General features: G+C 66.6%; 15 protein-coding genes. 6 read left to right on the top strand and 9 right to left on the bottom strand.

Annotated elements, in window-relative coordinates:
- The first annotated feature begins 60 nt into the window (after window positions 1-60).
- Window positions 61-372, top strand: a complete 312-nt coding sequence (locus ACFZCE_RS02430; protein ID WP_390935722.1) for a hypothetical protein — start codon at window positions 61-63, stop codon at window positions 370-372.
- Window positions 373-449: 77 nt separating this feature from the next.
- Entirely contained in the window at window positions 450-1,214 is a 765-nt protein-coding gene (locus tag ACFZCE_RS02425; protein WP_390935721.1) for an ElyC/SanA/YdcF family protein, read from the top strand.
- Window positions 1,215-1,616: 402 nt separating this feature from the next.
- Here ACFZCE_RS02425 and lnt read toward each other — a convergent pair whose 3' ends face one another.
- The 5 genes from lnt to miaB all read right to left on the bottom strand — a co-directional run bounded on the left by lnt (window position 1,617) and on the right by miaB (window position 6,893).
- The gene (lnt, locus tag ACFZCE_RS02420) at window positions 1,617-3,134 is read right to left on the bottom strand and encodes an apolipoprotein N-acyltransferase (protein WP_390935719.1); all 1,518 of its coding nucleotides are present in this window, start codon (window positions 3,132-3,134) and stop codon (window positions 1,617-1,619) included.
- An 8-nt stretch (window positions 3,135-3,142) separates the two neighbouring features.
- Window positions 3,143-3,982 carry a transporter associated domain-containing protein gene (locus ACFZCE_RS02415; RefSeq protein ID WP_390935717.1) on the bottom strand — a complete coding sequence of 280 codons (840 nt, stop codon included), beginning with the start codon at window positions 3,980-3,982 and terminating at the stop codon, window positions 3,143-3,145.
- A 5-nt stretch (window positions 3,983-3,987) separates the two neighbouring features.
- Window positions 3,988-4,482: an rRNA maturation RNase YbeY gene (gene ybeY, locus ACFZCE_RS02410; RefSeq protein ID WP_390935715.1), complete on the bottom strand. Its 495-nt coding sequence runs from the start codon at window positions 4,480-4,482 to the stop codon at window positions 3,988-3,990.
- Entirely contained in the window at window positions 4,475-5,464 is a 990-nt protein-coding gene (locus tag ACFZCE_RS02405; protein WP_390935713.1) for a PhoH family protein, read from the bottom strand. The genes ybeY and ACFZCE_RS02405 overlap by 8 nt, the downstream gene beginning before the upstream one ends.
- Before the next feature lie 100 nt (window positions 5,465-5,564).
- Window positions 5,565-6,893: a tRNA (N6-isopentenyl adenosine(37)-C2)-methylthiotransferase MiaB gene (gene miaB, locus ACFZCE_RS02400; RefSeq protein ID WP_390935712.1), complete on the bottom strand. Its 1,329-nt coding sequence runs from the start codon at window positions 6,891-6,893 to the stop codon at window positions 5,565-5,567.
- A 127-nt stretch (window positions 6,894-7,020) separates the two neighbouring features.
- Here miaB and ACFZCE_RS02395 point away from each other — a divergent pair, with 127 nt between their 5' ends.
- Entirely contained in the window at window positions 7,021-7,347 is a 327-nt protein-coding gene (locus ACFZCE_RS02395; protein ID WP_390935710.1) for a DUF1820 family protein, read from the top strand.
- A gap of 25 nt (window positions 7,348-7,372) precedes the next feature.
- On the opposite strand, the gene ACFZCE_RS02390 is transcribed toward ACFZCE_RS02395, so the two are convergent.
- The 4 genes from ACFZCE_RS02390 to ACFZCE_RS02375 all read right to left on the bottom strand — a co-directional run bounded on the left by ACFZCE_RS02390 (window position 7,373) and on the right by ACFZCE_RS02375 (window position 10,830).
- The gene (locus tag ACFZCE_RS02390) at window positions 7,373-7,921 is read right to left on the bottom strand and encodes a tetratricopeptide repeat protein (RefSeq protein ID WP_390935708.1); all 549 of its coding nucleotides are present in this window, start codon (window positions 7,919-7,921) and stop codon (window positions 7,373-7,375) included.
- 153 nt (window positions 7,922-8,074) lie between these two features.
- Window positions 8,075-9,355 (bottom strand): glutamate-1-semialdehyde 2,1-aminomutase, encoded by a 1,281-nt coding sequence (hemL, locus tag ACFZCE_RS02385; protein WP_390935707.1) that lies wholly within the window; start codon window positions 9,353-9,355, stop codon window positions 8,075-8,077.
- Between the two features lie 30 nt (window positions 9,356-9,385).
- Window positions 9,386-10,009, bottom strand: coding sequence for a thiamine phosphate synthase (gene thiE, locus ACFZCE_RS02380; RefSeq protein WP_390935705.1), 624 nt, complete (start codon window positions 10,007-10,009; stop codon window positions 9,386-9,388).
- Window positions 10,010-10,032: 23 nt separating this feature from the next.
- Window positions 10,033-10,830 (bottom strand): PfkB family carbohydrate kinase, encoded by a 798-nt coding sequence (locus tag ACFZCE_RS02375; protein WP_390935703.1) that lies wholly within the window; start codon window positions 10,828-10,830, stop codon window positions 10,033-10,035.
- 272 nt (window positions 10,831-11,102) lie between these two features.
- Here ACFZCE_RS02375 and ACFZCE_RS02370 point away from each other — a divergent pair, with 272 nt between their 5' ends.
- The 3 genes from ACFZCE_RS02370 to amn all read left to right on the top strand — a co-directional run bounded on the left by ACFZCE_RS02370 (window position 11,103) and on the right by amn (window position 16,802).
- Window positions 11,103-13,481 carry a 7TM diverse intracellular signaling domain-containing protein gene (locus ACFZCE_RS02370; RefSeq protein ID WP_390935701.1) on the top strand — a complete coding sequence of 793 codons (2,379 nt, stop codon included), beginning with the start codon at window positions 11,103-11,105 and terminating at the stop codon, window positions 13,479-13,481.
- A 129-nt stretch (window positions 13,482-13,610) separates the two neighbouring features.
- A complete protein-coding gene (locus ACFZCE_RS02365) occupies window positions 13,611-15,257 on the top strand; it encodes an acyl-CoA dehydrogenase family protein (protein ID WP_390935699.1) in 1,647 nt (548 codons plus the stop codon).
- Between the two features lie 72 nt (window positions 15,258-15,329).
- Window positions 15,330-16,802 (top strand): AMP nucleosidase, encoded by a 1,473-nt coding sequence (gene amn / locus ACFZCE_RS02360; RefSeq protein ID WP_390935697.1) that lies wholly within the window; start codon window positions 15,330-15,332, stop codon window positions 16,800-16,802.
- The last annotated feature ends 53 nt before the right edge of the window (window positions 16,803-16,855 follow it).

The following is a 16,855-nucleotide window of genomic DNA, read 5'->3' as shown; positions in this document are numbered from 1 at the left end:
GCCAGCGAACGCTAAGCTGATCACTGGGGGAGGGACACTTGTGATCGACGAGGTGAGTGAATGGTAGAAACGCGACCCATCGCTGTAGAACCGGAGCTTCGTGAGCGCCTGCTCGACCGCCTGGGCCTGGCCCTGGACGCGGCCAGAACAGCCCGCCGCCTGCGGGATGAAGCACCCACAGAGCTCGAACTGCGCGGCCTGAGCCACGCTGAACTGGAATGGATTCACACCTACCTGCGCGCCCAGGGCGCCAGTTTCGCAACTGAAATGCCCGCAGGCGCCCCCGTGCCCGGCCGCGACAACGTCGTTTGGCTCGGTGCCCGGCCCAAGGGTAGGCGCAACCCGCACAGCAAAGCCAGCCTCGCCAAATAACGCCCGCCGCCACGGCGGGCCTTGCCCGCCAACCCCTTCGCCCCTTAGCCTGCGCACCTCTCACACGGAGGTGCCGCATGTTCCTGCGTTACGTGCTCAAACAACTGCTGATGCCGCCGGGGTGCCTGTTGCTGCTGGTGCTGCTTGGCTGGTGGTGGCGCCGGCGCCGCCCGCGGCTGGCGGCCGGGTGCTTTGCCGTGGGCGTGCTCGGGTTGTGGGCGATGAGCCTGCCAGCGGTGGTGCAACTGGCCGCCCATGGGCTGGAAACCGAGCCGGCCGTGGCGCCCCAGGATTGGCCTGGCCTGGCCGGGCGCGCCGAGGCGATCGTGATCCTCGGCGCCGGCCGTGAGCGCGGCGACCCGGCCTGGGGCGGTGAAGACCAAGACTCCGAGTTGGCCCTGGCGCGGGTGCGCTACGCCGCGCGGCTGGCCAAGGCCTCGGGCCTGCCGGTGCTGACCAGCGGCGGGTTGCACTACGGCAGCCCGCCGAGCGAGGCGGCGTTGATGGCGCGTTCGTTGTTGGAGGATTTCGGCGTGCCGGCGCGTTGGCAGGAGGGCGAAAGCCGCACCACCTGGGAGAACGCGTTGTATTCGGCAAAGCTGCTCAAGGCCGAGGGGATCGAGCGCGTGGTGGTGGTCACCCAGGCGTGGCACATGCCGCGGGCGCGCTGGTGCTTCGAGCAGGCGGGGCTGCGGGTGGTGAGTGCGCCGGTGGGCTTTTTGGGCGGCGACAACGCCCGCCCGCTGGGTGGTTGGCTGCCGGAGAGCCGGGCGTTCTGGCAGAGCGGGCAGTTGCTCAATGAGGCGGTGGGGACGGTGGGGTATCGGTTGTTTTATCGCTAGGTGTTGAGGGCCCATCGCCCGGCACAGCCGTAATGCTATTCACTTAAGCCATTTCACGGCTTTACAGAAGGGATCAATCTGTGAGCTTTGCTGATTTTGTGCATGAGCTTCAGGGCCCATCGCCCGGCACAGCCGGCCTCCCACGGGTTCTGTGTCGCCTCGTAAATCAAGTACTTACACAAATCTGGTGGGAGGCCGGCTGTGCCGGGCGATGGGCCGGTCAGGCCATGCGCTCAGCAAAACCATTTGAAGAAATCAGGGCTTTTTAACCCCGATTTAGCGCTCTGATTGCTTAAGTGAACAGCATTACGGCACAGCCGGAGTGCCGGACCACGGCCTCCCACCAGAGGTGTATTGTCCCGGAAATCAAGCACGACACGAATCTGGTGGGAGGCGGAGGTCCTAAGCGGTCTTGGCGATCCGTGCCGCCAGCAATGCCCACCCCAGCAGCAACACGCTCAACACCATCAACGGCCACGAATGCCAGCGCAGGTAGGGCGTGAGGCCCTGCATGGGGGTAACTTCGCCATACAGCACTGCCTCGGTGAACTGCGGGATGCGCTCGGTGATCTGCCCTTGCGGGTTGATCAAGGCGGTCACGCCGTTGTTGGTGGCGCGGATCATCCAGCGGCCGGCTTCCAGGGCGCGCATCTGCGCCATTTGCAGGTGCTGCAACGGGCCGATCGAGGTGCCGAACCAGGTGTCGTTGCTGATCGTCAGCAGCAGGTCGCTGCGCGCGGCCATGCCGGCGGCGAAGTCCGGGTACACCACTTCGTAGCAGATGAACGGCGCGATTTCATAGCCCTTGGCTTGCAGCAGCGGCTGGTCGTCCGGGCCGCGGGCGAAGTCGGACATCGGCAGGTCGAAGAACTGGATCAGGCCGCGCAGCAGGTCTTGCAGCGGCACGTACTCGCCGAACGGCACCAGGCGCTGCTTGAGGTAGCTGCCGTCGCCTTCGCCTAGCACGGTGATGCCGTTGTAATAGCGGGGCTCATGGCGCACCAGTTGGCGGATCGGCACCCCGGTGATCAACGCGGCGTGGCGGTCGATCGCCAGGTTGCCGATCATGCCAAGGTAGCCCTGGGCGTTGTCGAGCAGCACCGGCACGGCGGTTTCCGGCCAGATGATCAAGTCGGTGCGGCGCGCGGCGAGGGTCATGTCGCGGTACAGCTTGAGTTGCGCGCTGACGTGGGCTGGGTCCCACTTCACGCTTTGCTCGACGTTGCCCTGTATCGCCGCCACCGACAGCGGCGCGCCGGCGGCGGTGGTCCAGGCGTGTGGCTTGAGCGCCAGGCCGGCCACCCAGGGGGCCAGCAGCAGCACCACGGCCGCGGCCAGGTACGGCTTTTGCCCGCGCAGGCGGTAGAGGTTGCACAGCAAGGCCGCGCTCAGCGCCAGGCAGAAGCCGATCAGCCACACACCGCCCAGCGGCGCCAGGCCGGCCAGCGGGCCGTTGAGCTGGCTGTAGCCGCTGTACATCCACGGGAAGCCGGTGAGAAACCAGCCGCGGAACACCTCTTGGGCAAACCACAGCGCGGCAAAGGCCAGGGCGTCGGCCAGCGGCGCCTCGTTGCGGCGCAGCCAGCGCGCCCATAACCAGGCCGGCAGGGCGAAGAACCAGGCAATGCACGCGACGAAGCCGACCATCAGGCCGCCGGCCAACACCACCGGCGCCTCGCCGTAGGTGTGGATGCTGATGTAGATCCAGCTGGTGCCGGCGCCGTACACGCCCACGCCGTACCACCAGCCACGGGCCAGGGCCTGGCGTGGGCCCAGCTCGCGCAGGCCGAGGTAGGCCAGCACCAGTGCCAGCAGGGCCAGTGGCCAGAGGTCGAACGGGGCGAGGGCAAAGGTGGTCAGGGCGCCGGCCACCGCGGCCAGCAGGTGACCGGGCCAGCCGGGGCGGGTGATCCAGCGCATGTAAATCCTTACCGGTTCAGCGGGGTCAGGCGCAATAGGTGGATGCGGCGGCTGTCGGCATTGAGAATGCGGAAGCGGTAGGCACCGATTTCAGTGGTTTCATTGCGTTTGGGCAGGTGGCCGAAGGCGCTCATCACCAGGCCGCCGACGGTGTCGAATTCGTCGTCGGAAAACTCGCTGTCGAAGAACTCGTTGAAGTTCTCGATCGGGGTCAACGCCTTGACCAGGAAGTCGCCACTGGGCAACGGCTTGATGTAGCTGTCTTCCTCGACGTCATGTTCGTCTTCGATGTCGCCGACGATCTGCTCGAGCACGTCTTCGATGGTCACCAGGCCCGCCACGCCGCCGTATTCGTCGATCACCACGGCCATGTGGTTGTGGTTGGCGCGAAACTCGCGCAGCAGCACGTTCAGGCGCTTGGATTCGGGTACAAAGGTGGCAGGGCGCAGTAGGTCTTTGAGGTTACCGCTGTCGGCGTTTTCCTGAAGGATCAACGGCAGCAGGTCTTTGGCCAGCAGGATGCCGAGCACGTCGTCGTGGCTTTCGCCCACGACCGGGTAGCGCGAGTGGGCCGCGTCGATCACCGCCGGGAGGAATTCACGGGGCGTTTGGCTGACCTTGATGCTGATCATTTGCGAACGCGGGACCATGATGTCGCGAACCTGGAGGTCGGCCACCTGGATGGCGCCTTCAACGATGGTCAGTGCTTCGCTGTCCAGGAGCTTGTTCTGGTGCGCTTCGCGCAGCAGTTCCAGCAGTTCCTGGCGGTTTTTCGGCTCATGGGCAAAAGCCTGGGTGATCTTTTCCAGCCAGGACTTCTGCCCGTTGCTCGATCGATCTTCGCTCATAGCGCTTACTCGGATTCCTTGGGTGCTTCAGGGTTGTGGGTGCCGATGTCGTCGTCGGCGTAGGGGTCGGGGTAGCCCAGTTCAGCAAGCAACTCCCGTTCCAGGCTTTCCATTTCCTCGGCTTCTTCATCTTCGAGGTGGTCATAGCCCAGCAAATGCAGGCAGCCGTGGATCACCATGTGCGCCCAATGCGCCATCGGCGCCTTGCCTTGCTCGCGCGCCTCGCGCTCGACCACCGCGGTGCAGATCACCAGGTCGCCGAGCAGCGGGATGTCGAGCATGTCGTCGGGCACGTCGGCCGGGAACGACAGCACGTTGGTGGGGTAGTCCTTGTGCCGGTAGGTATGGTTCAGTTCGCGGCCTTCGGTTTCATCCACCAGGCGAATGGTCAGCTCGGAATCGCCCTGGCGCTGGCGCAGGGCCAGTTCGCACCATTGCTGGAAGCTGGCGGCACTGGGGGCTGGGGCATCGCAGGCCTGTTGCAGGTCGAGTTCAACCATTGTGGCGGTTGCCTTGCTGCTGGCCGTCGTAGCGCTCGTAGGCTTCGACGATACGCTGCACCAGCGGGTGGCGGACCACGTCTTTGGGCTTGAAGTGGGTGAAGCTGATGCCCGGTACCTCGTGGAGCACGTCCATCACGTGGGCCAGGCCGGACTTGGTGCCCTTGGGCAGGTCGACCTGGGTGATGTCGCCGGTGATCACCGCGGTAGAGCCGAAGCCGATCCGGGTGAGGAACATTTTCATCTGCTCGGTGGTGGTGTTCTGGCTTTCGTCGAGGATGATGAAGCTGTTGTTCAGCGTGCGCCCGCGCATGTAGGCCAGCGGGGCGATTTCGATCACCTGGCGCTCGATCAGCTTGGCCACGTGCTCGAAACCGAGCATCTCGTAGAGAGCGTCGTAGAGTGGGCGCAGGTAGGGGTCGATTTTTTGCGCGAGGTCGCCGGGGAGAAAGCCGAGCTTCTCGCCGGCCTCGACCGCCGGGCGCACCAGCAGGATGCGCCGCACTTGCTCGCGCTCCAGGGCATCCACCGCGCAGGCCACCGCCAGGTAGGTTTTGCCGGTGCCCGCCGGGCCGATACCGAAGTTGATATCGTTACCGAGGATTTCTTTCACGTACTTCTGCTGATTGACCCCACGTGGGCGGATCATGCCCTTGCGGGTGCGCAACGCCACGGCTGGCTCATGGCTGCCCGGGTTGGCCAGGTCTTCGATGGCCGACTCCTGCAGGAACAGGTGCACGGTGTCCGGAGACAGCTCGGTGGCCTTGGTTTCACGGTACAAGCGGCGCAGCAGCAGTTCGGCGGCGTTGGTCAGGCCGGGCTCGCCGACCAGTTCGAACTGGTTGCCGCGGTTGCGGATTTCGACCTCCAGGCGTTGCTCGATCAGGCGCAGGTGTTCGTCGAATTGCCCACACAGGTTGGCGAAGCGGCGTGCTTCGAAGGGCTCGAGGGTGAAGCGATGAGGTTCTATGGGTGCGTTCAAGGTGGTTTGATGGCCGCTCTACGGCATTGGGATTGGCTTCAAGGATAACCCCGGTTGCGAGAAGGGGAAAGCCGCCCCCTTGCCCGCGAACCGTTACCGCTTACTGCAACAGCGAGCCGCGCAGCGAATGGGGGTGGGCTTCGTCGATGTGCACGTCGGCAAACTGGCCGATCAGGGTGGGGTCGGCGCACTTGAAGTTGACGATGCGGTTGTTCGCCGTGCGGCCCTTGAGCTCGCCCGGGTCGCGCTTGGAAAAGTCGGTGACCAGAATGCGCTGGGTGCTGCCGACCATCCGTCGGCTGATCTCGAAGCCCTGGCGGTCGAGCAGGTGCTGCAGGCGCGCCAGGCGCTCGCGCTTGACCTCGTCGGAGGTGGTGTCGGCGAGGTCCGCGGCGGGGGTGCCGGGGCGGCGGCTGTAAACGAACGAGTAGGAGAAATCCATGCCGACGTCGGCCACCAGCTTGAGGGTTTGCTCGAAGTCCTGTTCGGTTTCACCCGGGAAACCCACGATGAAATCGGAGCTGATGCAAATATCCGGCACCGCGGCCTTGAGTTTGCGCAGCTTGGACTTGTACTCGAGGATGGTGTGGTTGCGCTTCATCGCCGCCAGCACCCGGTCCGAACCGGACTGCACCGGCAGGTGCAGGTGCTTGACCAGCTCCGGCACCTCGGCGTGGGCCTGGATCAGGCTGTCGGAGAACTCCAGCGGGTGCGAGGTGGTGTAGCGCACCCGCTCCACGCCATCGACCGCGGCGACCACGCGGATCAACTCGGCGAGGTCGGCCAGGCGGCCATCGGCGGTGGCGCCACGGTAGCCGTTGACGTTCTGCCCGAGCAGGGTGACCTCGCGCACGCCGTTGTCGGCCAGGTGGATGACCTCGGCGATCACGTCTTCGAACGGGCGGCTGACTTCATGGCCGCGGGTATAGGGCACCACGCAGAAGGTGCAGTACTTGCTGCAGCCTTCCATCACCGACACGTACGCCGCCGGGCCGTCGACCCGAGGCTCGGGCAGGTGGTCGAATTTTTCGATTTCCGGGAACGAGATGTCGACTTGCGGCACGTGGGTCTGGCGCACGGCGTCGATCATTTCCGGCAGGCGGTGCAGGGTTTGCGGGCCGAACACCACGTCTACATAGGGCGCGCGGTCGCGGATCGCCTGGCCTTCCTGGCTGGCCACGCAGCCACCCACGGCGATCACCATGTCGGGCTTGGCGTCTTTGAGCTCGCGCCAGCGGCCCAGTTGCGAGAACACCCGGTCCTGGGCCCGCTCGCGGATCGAGCAAGTGTTGAGCAGGATCACGTCGGCGTCTTCGGCGCGTGCGGTGACCTCAAGGGCTTGGTGTTCGCCCAGCAGGTCGACCATGCGCGAGCTGTCGTACTCGTTCATCTGGCAACCGTGGGTTTCGATATAAAGCTTCTTGGCCATTACGCGTTCATCAGGCGGCTGCAAAGGACCGCGCATTATAGTGGGGTATGCGCCGGCTTCCTAGGGTGGCCCGCCCTATGGCTGTGGTATGCTGCGCGTCTTCCCTTACTAGCCGTTATGCGCCCCGATGAGCCAAGAGCAACCGTCCATTTACCGCGTGATATTCCTCAACCAGGGCCAGGTGTTCGAGATGTACGCCCGGCAGATCTTCCAGAGCGAGCTGTGGGGGTTTCTGGAGGTCGAGGAATTCGTGTTCGGCGAGCGCACCCAGGTGATCGTCGACCCCGCCGAAGAAAAGCTCAAGGCGCAGTTCGAGGGCGTGAAGCGCAGTTTCGTGCCGATGCACGCGATCGTGCGTATCGATGAGGTCGAGCGCCTGGGCACGGCGAAGATTTCCGAAGCCCCGAGCATGGGCAACGTGATGCCGTTTCCGGTGCCGGCGCCGCAGAAGTAGCGCCTGGGCAAAGGCCCAGGCAGCCCTACGGCAGCGGCGAAAACGGCGTGCGCCCGTCCGCCGTTTGCAGCTCGTTCAGGTATTTGCGGAAAATCTGCCCCAGCACCTGGGTGGCGGTGTTCAAGTCTTGCGGGCTCATCTGCTCTTGCACTTCATCGGCGCTGTCGAGGGCGTCTTCGGCGCCGTTGACGGCGGCCATCTTCAGCACGATGTAAGCCTGGATGTTGTTGGCCGGCACCGCTTCGCCGTGGAAGAACATCAGCCCCAGCCGGTACTGCGCCTCGGGGTGGCCCTGCAGCGAGGCCTGCTCGAAGTAGTTCAGCGCCTGGGGGAGGTCCTGGGTGGTGGCCTTGCCGTCGTAGTAGAACGCACCCAGCTCGTATTGCGCCTGCGCGTCACCGGCCTTGGCCTGCTGCTGGCAGCTGGCCACGGCCTGGGCAAGGTCGGCGGGCACGGCGTCGAGGCTGCAGTGGCCCTGAGCCGGGACCAGCAGCGAGTTCCCGTCTGCCTGGGCCAGCAGGGGCTGTGCGAGCAACAGGCAGCCCAATGCCAGGGCGCGGCCGGTGCGGTTCATGGGGAATGCGGTACCTCTGCGCGGTAGCACGTGGCTACCCTGGAATCACTTTCACTACATTATGAAATAAGCCGGGGGCCGCTTACAAAGTGTTTACCGGCTTTTTTACCAACTGTGCCGCGGCGGTGCCCTTGAACAGCGCCGCGGCAAGGCTCACAGGCGGGCGAATGCGCGCTCCGCGGCCTCCAGGGTGATGGCCAGTTCCGCGTCGCCATGGGCGATCGAGGTGAAGCCGGCTTCGAAGGCGCTGGGCGCCAGGTACACGCCGCCTTCGAGCATGTAGTGGAAAAAGCGCTTGAAGCGTTCGGCGTCGCTGGCCATCACGTCTTCGAAGGTCACGATGCTGCTGGCATCGCTGAAGTACAGCCCGAACATGCCGCCGGCCTGGGTGGTCACGAACGGCACGCCAGCGGCGGCGGCGCGTTGCTGCAGGCCGCTGAGCAGGCGCGTGGTGAACGCGCTCAGGCGCTCGTGGAAGCCCGGCTGGCTGATCAGCCGCAGGGTGGTCAGGCCGGCGGCCATCGCCAGTGGGTTACCCGACAGGGTGCCGGCCTGGTACACCGGGCCCAGCGGGGCGATGTGCGACATGATCGCGCGCTTGCCGCCGAAGCAGCCCACCGGCATGCCGCCGCCGATGATCTTGCCGAAGGTGGAAAGGTCTGGGGTGACCCCGTAGTAGGCCTGGGCGCCGCCGAGGGCGACGCGGAAACCGGTCATCACTTCGTCGAAAATCAGCACCACGCCGTGCTGGTCGCACAACTGGCGCAGGCCCTGCAAAAAGCCTTCGGCCGGTGGTACGCAGTTCATGTTGCCGGCCACCGGCTCGACGATGATGCACGCCACTTCATCGCCCTGGCGGGCGAGCAGCTTCTCGACTTCGGCCAGGTTGTTGAAGGGCAGGGTCAGGGTGTGCTGGGCGAACGCCGCCGGCACGCCGGGCGAGCTGGGCACGCCGAGGGTCAGGGCGCCGGAGCCGGCCTTGACCAGCAGGCTGTCGGAGTGGCCGTGGTAGCAGCCCTCGAACTTGATGATGCTGTCGCGGCCGGTGTAGCCACGGGCCAGGCGAATGGCGCTCATGGTCGCCTCGGTGCCCGAGCTGACCATCCGTACCATTTCCATCGACGGCACCAGGCTGCACACCAACTCGGCCATTTCGGTTTCCAGCGCGGTCGGCGCGCCGTAGCTCAGGCCGTGGTCGAGCTGGGCGCGCACCGCACCGAGCACCTCGGGGTGGCTGTGGCCGAGGATCATCGGCCCCCAGGAGCCGACGTAATCCACGTAGCGCTTGTCGTCTTCATCGACCACGTAGGCGCCTTCGGCATGCTTGAAGAACAGCGGCGTGCCGCCAACGCTCTTGAAGGCGCGCACCGGCGAGTTGACCCCGCCGGGGATGTGTTTTTGCGCGTGTTCGAACAGGGTTTCGGAACGGGACATGGCAAGTACTCTCGAAAACGGGGAAAACGGTCAGAGGCCCAGCAGCGCATTGAAGGCGCGGGCCCGGCGGGTGACGTCCTGGGGAGTGTCGGCGTTGAACAGGCCACCGATCACCGCGAGGAGGTCGGCGCCGCGCTCGACCAGCGGCGCGGCGTTCTCCACGGTTATGCCGCCGATCACGCAGATGGGCAGTTTCAGTTCGGCGCGGGCCTGCTCCAGCACAGCCAGGCTGGCCGGCGCGGCCTGGGGTTTGACCGCGGAGTCGTAAAAGCGCCCGAATGCCACATAGCTGGCGCCTTGCGCCGCGGCCTGGCGGGCCAGCTCGACGCTGGCGTGGCAGGTGGCGCCGATGATCGCCTGGCGGCCGAGCAGGGTGCGCGCGGCCGGCAGCGGGCCGTCGGTTTGGCCCAGGTGCACGCCCACGCCAAGCTTGGCCGCCAACTCGGCGTCGTCGTTGATCAGCAACTGGGTTTTGTACGGCTCGCACAGCTTTATCAAGGCGCTGGCTTCACGCAGGCGGCGCGAGGCGTCGTGGGTTTTGTCGCGGTACTGCAGCAGCGCCAGGCCGCCATCGAGGGCCGCCTGCACGTAGCTCAAGAAGCGGTTGGCCAGCAAGGCCTGGTCGGTTACGGCGTAGAGGCCACGGCGTTTCATCAAGGGCACCTCGCTGGGCCGTATCAACTGCAGTAATCGAGCGGCAGGCGGCGCGGCACGTACTGGCCCTTGCCGAGCTGCTCGGCGTCACGCAGGGTGCGCCAGGTGTAGTCGAGCGCCGAGCGCACCGCGCTTTCAAGGCCTTCGCCCAAGGCCAGGCGGCCGGCCAGGGCGCTGGCCAGGGTGCAGCCGGAACCATGGTAGCTGCCCGGCAGGCGCTGGCAAGTGGAGACCTGGCGCAGCCCATCGCGGCCGTAGAAGCGGTTGTGGATCTCGGCTTCATCGCCATGGCCGCCGGTGATCAGCACGTGCTGGCCGTGGGCCAGGAGCTTGCGCGCGCAGTCATCGGCGCTGCCCTCTGGCAGTTCGGCGAGGATGCGTGCCTCGGGCAGGTTGGGCGTGGCCACGGTGGCCAGCGGCAGGAGTTTTTCGCGGATCGCGTAGCCGACTTCGTCTTTGCCCAGGCGGCCACCGCCGCCCGCGCGCAGCACTGGGTCGCAGACCACCGGAATGTGCGGGTGGGCCTGGAGGATGCTGACCACGGTGTCGACCATTTCCAGCGAGCCGAGCATGCCCAGCTTGATCGCGCGCACGGTGGAATCGGCCAGCACGGCGTTGGCCTGGGCCAGCACCCATTCGCGGTCGAGCACGCGGAAGTCACTGACGTTGACGGTGTCTTGCACGGTCAGTGCGGTCACCGCCGGCGCGGCATGGCAGCCTTGGGCCAACAGGGCTTCGATATCGGCCTGCAGGCCGGCACCACCACTAGGGTCGTGGCCAGACAGGCACAGCACAACGGGGCGGGAGCTGTATATATTCATGGGCGGCGAGTTTACCACCAAAGCGCCCTGATCCGCTCATCGGCGCAGCGCCGGGCGGCAGGCTTTTTTCGCCGCCCAGCGTGCCATTTTGCGACGAGAAAATCCCTGTAAGCGGCATGCCAGAGCGGCTGTATGGCTTTGTAAGCGGCTTCGTACATAATGGCCCAAGGCTATGCTAGGATGCCGCGAAACCGAAAACAGGCCGATCGCTACGCCGTCTCTAGGGAATGGGGGCTTCCCGGCGTCCTACGGCCAGGTAAAGCTGGGGCACCATGCGCTATATCCTCATTCTGTTGCTTGGCTGGCTGCCGATGCTGGCCGGGGCTGTCGACTTCGATGATGCCACCCGTACCCTGCCGCTGGGCCGGGTGATGCAAGTGCTCGAAGACCCGTCCGGCGAGGCGACCATCGACCAGGTGGTGGCCGCCGCGAAGGCCGGCAAGCTGCACACCAATGGCAGCGATGTGCTCAACGCGGGGTACTCCACCTCGGCCTTCTGGGTGCGCGTGCCGCTGCGCTACCTCAACCCGCAAGAACCTGCCCGCGTGCGCCATTGGCTGCTGGAACTGGCCTACCCGCCGATGGACCACGTCGACCTTTACCTGGCCGATGCCGGCGGGCAGTTCCAACTGGCCGCGCGCACCGGCGACGAACTGCCCTGGGCCGACCGGCCGATCAAGCAGAACAACTATGTGTTCGAACTGCCCTTCGAACCCGGGCAGGAAAAGGTGGTGTACCTGCGGGTGCAGAGCGAAGGCTCAGTGCAGGTACCGCTGGCGCTGTGGGCGCCCACCGCCTACCTCGAAGACCAGCCCGTGCGCCTGTACGTGCTGGGGATGATCTACGGCGTGCTGTTGGTGATGCTGGTGTACAACCTGTTCATCTACCTCAGCGTGCGCGACACCAGTTACCTGTATTACATCCTCTACATTGGCTCGTTCGGGCTGTACCAGGTATCGGTCAACGGCGCCGGGGTGGAATTCCTCTGGCCGAACAACCCCTGGTGGGCCAACGCCGCCACGCCGTTCTTCATCGGCGCGGCGGGCTTTTTCGGCTGCCAGTTCACCCGCAACTTCCTGCGCACCGCGCAGTTCAGCCGCTGGAGCGACCGCCTGCTCAAGGGCCTGATGGCCTGGGGCGCGTTGGTGATGGTGCTGGCGCTGGCCGCTAGCTACGCGCTGTCGCTGCGCCTGGCCACGGCGCTGGCGCTGGTGTTCACCCTGGTGATCTTCTGCACCGGCGTGCTGGCCTGGTGGCGTGGCCTGCGCCAGGCGCGGTACTTCATGATCGCCTGGACGGCCTTTTTGCTCGGTGGCGTGGTCAACACCCTGATGGTGCTGGGCCTGCTGCCGAACGTGTTCCTGACCATGTACGCCAGCCAGTTGGGTTCGGCGCTGGAAGTGGCGCTGCTGTCGCTGGCGCTGGCCGACCGCATCAACGTGATGCGCGAAGAGCAGGCGCGGGTGCTGCGCGAGGCCGGGCAGAAGCTCGAGGCGATGAACCAGCAGTTGTCGGTGAGCAACCGCCTGAAAGACGAGTTCCTCGCCACCCTGACCCACGAGCTGCGCACCCCCATGAACGGCGTGATCGGCTCGCTCGAGCTGATGCAAACCGTGCCGATGGACGCCGAGCTGGCCCAGTACCAACAGACCGCCGCCCACTCGGCGCGCGACATGATGCGCATGGTCGATGACATCCTTGTGCTCTCCGAGCTGCAAGCCGGGCGGCTGCTGCCGCGGCATGAGCCGTTCCGCCTGCGCGCGCTGCTCGAAAGCCTGCACATGCAGTACGCCGCCAGCGCCGAGGCCAAGGGCCTGGCGTTCAGCGTCGAGGTGGGGCCGGCGCTGCCCGAACGTTTGCGTGGCGACTCGAAAAAGCTCGCTTTGGCCTTGGGCTGCCTGCTCGATAACGCCATCAAGTTCACCCGCAAAGGCGCCGTGAGCCTGGCGGTGGCCCAGCGCGGCGAAGCCGGCGCCCAGGTGGTGATCACCTTCGCGGTGACCGACACCGGCATCGGCTTTGACCTCGACGACGACGTGCTGTACCAGCGCTTCTACCAGGTAGACGGCTCGATGACCCGTGAGCACGGCGGCCTGGGCATTGGCTTGGCGATCTGCCGGCAGGTGATCGAGTTGCTCGGCGGGCGCCTGGCGCACCGTTCGGTGCCGGGGGAGGGCAGTTGCTTCGAGGTCGAGCTGGCGCTGGGCTGGGTCGAGGGCGAGCTGCCGGTGGCCAGCAGCGGCCCGCTGGCTCCGCCACTGCTGCTGCGCCAGCCCCAGGCCTGCACGGTGTTGCTGATCGACGATCACAGCGTCGACCTGCTGGTGTTGCGCGGCATGCTGCTCAAACTCGGTTACCGGGTGCGCAGCGCCGACGGCTATGAGGCGGCGCTGGCGCTGCTGCAGACCGAACCGGTGGATGCCGTGCTGCTCGACAGCGTGGCCCAGGCCGCGCCGCTGCGCGCCGCCCGCGCCGAGGCCCCGCCAGCGCTGCTGGCGTTGTTGGCCAGTGGCACGCCGGCGCAGCGTGAGGCCTGGCTGGCGGCCGGGGTGGAGCAGGTGCTGGAGCGGCCGGTGCGCTTCGAAGAGTTGCAAGCGGCGTTGCAGCGGGCGTTGTTGAGCCAGCCTGCGGTGGAGCGAGTGGGGGCTTAACGGCCTATCGCCCGCAACACCGCGTATTGGCGGGGCATTCCAACGGCAGCGTGGTGGTGCAATGAAGTACGCCCTCGCGCGCAAGCGCGGCGCCTACACTTCAGGGCATCCCCAGCCTTGGAGCCCCCCATGGACCTGCGCGCCTTCGCCGAAACCCACGCGGTGACCAACCAACCGCCCTTGTTCGATGGCCATAACCTCTACCGCGTCGATGTACCCCTGCAACACTGGGTGCAGCGCTTCGGCGGCGGTTGGGCCGAGGCGCGCATCGATGCCTATGGCGCGCTGGCAGGCGGCCCGCTGATGGCCGCGGGGTTTCTCGCCAACGCCCACCCGCCGTGCTTCCACAGCCATGATCGCCAGGGCCACCGCATCGATGCGGTGGAGTTTCACCCGGCCTACCACGAGTTGATGCGCACGGCGGTGGAGCACGGCCTGCCCTCGCTGCCCTGGGCCGAGCCGCGCCCTGGCGCCCACGTGGCGCGCGCGGCGATGACCTACCTGCACACCCAGGCCGAGCCCGGCAGCGGCTGCCCGCTGACCATGACCTTCGCCAGCGTGCCGGCCTTGCGCCGCCAACCCGGGCTGGCCGAGCAGTGGCTGCCCAAGGTGCTGGCGCGCAGCTATGACCCGCGCAATGTACCGGCCGAGGCCAAGGCTGGGGTGACGATCGGCATGGCCATGACCGAGAAGCAAGGCGGCACCGACGTGCGCGCCAACACCACCCGCGCCTACCCGGTGGGCCAGGGCGGCCCCGGCCAGGCCTATGAGCTGCTGGGCCACAAGTGGTTCTGCTCGGCGCCGATGTGCGACGCCTTCCTCACCCTGGCCCAGACCGAGCGCGGCCTGGGCTGTTTCTTGCTGCCGCGCCACCGCCCCGACGGCAGCCGCAACGAGCTGTACATCCAGCGCCTGAAAGACAAGCTCGGCAACCGTTCCAACGCCTCCAGCGAAATCGAACTGCGCGGCGCCCTGGCCTGGCTGATCGGTGAAGAGGGCGAGGGCGTGCCAACCATCATCGAGATGGTGGCGATGACCCGCTTCGACTGCATGGTCGGTTCCAGCGCGCTGATGCGCCAAGGGCTGACCCAGGCCCTGCATCACTGCGCCTACCGCCAGGTCGGCGGGCGCGTGCTGGCCGCGCAGCCACTGATGCAGAACGTGCTGGCCGACCTCGCCCTCGAGAGCGAAGCCGCGCTGGCCTTGAGCCTGCGCATGGCCCAGGCGCTGGACCACCTCGGCGACCGCCAGCAGGCGCTGTTTGCCCGGCTGGTCACGGCGGTGGGCAAGTACTGGATTTGCAAGCGCGCCCCGGCGATGCTCAACGAAGCCGCCGAATGCCTGGGCGGCGCCGGCTACATCGAAGACAGCGTGCTGCCGCGGCTGTACCGCGAGGCACCGGTGAACTCGATCTGGGAGGGTTCGGGCAACGTGCAGTGCCTGGATGTGCTGCGCGCGCTGGGCAAAGAACCCGGCGTGCTCGACGCGTTGTACGCCGAACTCGGCGACGGCGCGGGCGAGCCGCGGCTGGCCGCCGCCATCGGCAACCTCAAGGCGGAACTGGCCGACACCCGCGACGTGCAGTACCGCGCCCGCCACCTGACCGAGCGCATCGCCCTGACCCTGCAAGCCAAGCTGTTGCTCGAAGCCGGCAACAGCGAGGTCAGCGATGCGTTTATCGCCAGCCGCCTGGCCGCCGGCGGCGGTGCCTTTGGCACCTTGCCGCGCGGGGTGGCGGTACAGGCGCTGGTGGCGCGGGCCAGCCCGGGGGTGTAGCCGACGCCGAAGGTGCCTTTGCAAAATATTGCAGGCAAGATGGGCGCGTGCCAGATCAGAAGGATGTGAATCGTGACTGCCAACACCCCCAGCTTTACTGTTGCCGCCAGCCCGCAAGCGGCTGTAGACCTCCTGGCATCGCTGCATGCACGCGCCACCGGCGCCCTGAGCCAGGCGCTCAAGCGCTACCTGAAGGACCGCACCGAGCCCAGCGCGGCCGAGCGCGAGCTGTTTCGTTACCCGCTGCTGCGGGTGGTATACCAATCCCACGGCGAGGTGCCCAGCACCACCCGCGCCTACGCCAAGCTGCAGGCACCGGGCACTTATGCGGTCACCGTGACCCAGCCGGCGGCGTTTTCCAGTTACCTGCTCGAGCAGCTCGGCCCGCTGGTGCGGGATTTCGACGTGACCCTCGAAGTGGGCCCAAGCGAGCAGAACATCCCCTATCCCTATGTGGTCGACCAGGGCGATGAGCTGGCCGGCACCGGTGTGACCGCCGCCGAGCTGGCGCGGGTGTTTCCCAGCACCGACCTCTCGGCCGCCACCGACAGCATCCCCGACGGCCTCTACGACTGGGGCAGCGGCGGCCCGCTGCCGCTGGCGCTGTTCGACGCCGCGCGCACGGACTTCTCCCTGCGCCGCCTGGTGCACTACACCGGCAGCGACTGGCGGCATGTGCAGCCGTGGATCCTGCTCACCAACTACCACCGTTATGTCGACCAGTTCGTCGCCCATGGCCTGGAGCAACTGCAGGCCGACCCGCGCTTCGTGCGCCTGGTGATGCCGGGCAACGTGATCATCGAAAAGGGCATGGACAACGGCGAGGCCCAGGCGCTGGTGGCCAGCGTGGTGTGGCACCGCTACCAGATGCCGGCCTACCACCTGATCGCCGCCGACGGCGACGGCGTGACCCTGGTGAACATCGGCGTGGGCCCGTCGAACGCGAAGAACATCACCGACCACCTGGCCGTGCTGCGCCCGCACTGCTGGCTGATGATCGGCCACTGTGGCGGCCTGCGCCAATCGCAGACCATCGGCGACTACGTGCTGGCCCACGCCTACATGCGCCGCGACGGCATCCTCGACCGCCTGGTACCACCGCATATTCCGATCCCGGCGCTGGCCGAGGTGCAACTGGCGTTGCAGGAAGCCGCCGCGCAGATCACCGGCGAGCGCGGCGACGAGCTGAAAAAACGCCTGCGCACCGGCACCGTGCTGACCTACGACGACCGCAACTGGGAGCTGCGCTGGGCCCAGGAACGGCCGCTGATCAACCTCTCGCGGGCCGTGGCGGTCGACATGGAAAGCGGCACCATCGCCGCCCAGGGCTATCGCCTGCGGGTGCCGTATGGCACCTTGCTGTGCGTGTCGGACAAACCCCTGCACAGCGAGATCAAGCTGCCCGGCTCGGCCAACGCCTTCTATAACCGCGCCGTGAGCCAGCATTTGAAGATCGGCATCGCCGCCCTCGACCTGCTGCGCACGGAACTGAACTCGTTGCACTCGCGCAAGCTGCGCAGCTTCGACGAACCGCCGTTCCGCTGAGTTTGCCTGCACCGGCGGGGCTGCTTATCCTAGCGGCCTCGCTTTGCCAGGCC

Origin of the sequence: Pseudomonas sp. NPDC007930, assembly GCF_042958985.1 — a bacterium.
Taxonomy (GTDB): Bacteria; Pseudomonadota; Gammaproteobacteria; order Pseudomonadales; family Pseudomonadaceae; genus Aquipseudomonas.
This window is presented reverse-complemented; position numbering and strand designations above follow the sequence as displayed.

Bases quoted from the DNA above. Each gene is read 5' to 3' on its own strand.
- thiE (WP_390935705.1), bottom strand. From the start codon at position 10,009: ATGAAACGCCGTGGCCTCTACGCCGTAACCGACCAGGCCTTGCTGGCC.
- miaB (WP_390935712.1), bottom strand. From the start codon at position 6,893: ATGGCCAAGAAGCTTTATATCGAAACCCACGGTTGCCAGATGAACGAG.
- ybeY (WP_390935715.1), bottom strand. From the start codon at position 4,482: ATGGTTGAACTCGACCTGCAACAGGCCTGCGATGCCCCAGCCCCCAGT.
- ACFZCE_RS02370 (WP_390935701.1), top strand. From the start codon at position 11,103: ATGCGCTATATCCTCATTCTGTTGCTTGGCTGGCTGCCGATGCTGGCC.
- ACFZCE_RS02430 (WP_390935722.1), top strand. From the start codon at position 61: ATGGTAGAAACGCGACCCATCGCTGTAGAACCGGAGCTTCGTGAGCGC.
- ACFZCE_RS02375 (WP_390935703.1), bottom strand. From the start codon at position 10,830: ATGAATATATACAGCTCCCGCCCCGTTGTGCTGTGCCTGTCTGGCCAC.
- hemL (WP_390935707.1), bottom strand. From the start codon at position 9,355: ATGTCCCGTTCCGAAACCCTGTTCGAACACGCGCAAAAACACATCCCC.
- ACFZCE_RS02415 (WP_390935717.1), bottom strand. From the start codon at position 3,982: ATGAGCGAAGATCGATCGAGCAACGGGCAGAAGTCCTGGCTGGAAAAG.
- ACFZCE_RS02390 (WP_390935708.1), bottom strand. From the start codon at position 7,921: ATGAACCGCACCGGCCGCGCCCTGGCATTGGGCTGCCTGTTGCTCGCA.
- lnt (WP_390935719.1), bottom strand. From the start codon at position 3,134: ATGCGCTGGATCACCCGCCCCGGCTGGCCCGGTCACCTGCTGGCCGCG.
- ACFZCE_RS02425 (WP_390935721.1), top strand. From the start codon at position 450: ATGTTCCTGCGTTACGTGCTCAAACAACTGCTGATGCCGCCGGGGTGC.
- ACFZCE_RS02365 (WP_390935699.1), top strand. From the start codon at position 13,611: ATGGACCTGCGCGCCTTCGCCGAAACCCACGCGGTGACCAACCAACCG.
- ACFZCE_RS02395 (WP_390935710.1), top strand. From the start codon at position 7,021: ATGAGCCAAGAGCAACCGTCCATTTACCGCGTGATATTCCTCAACCAG.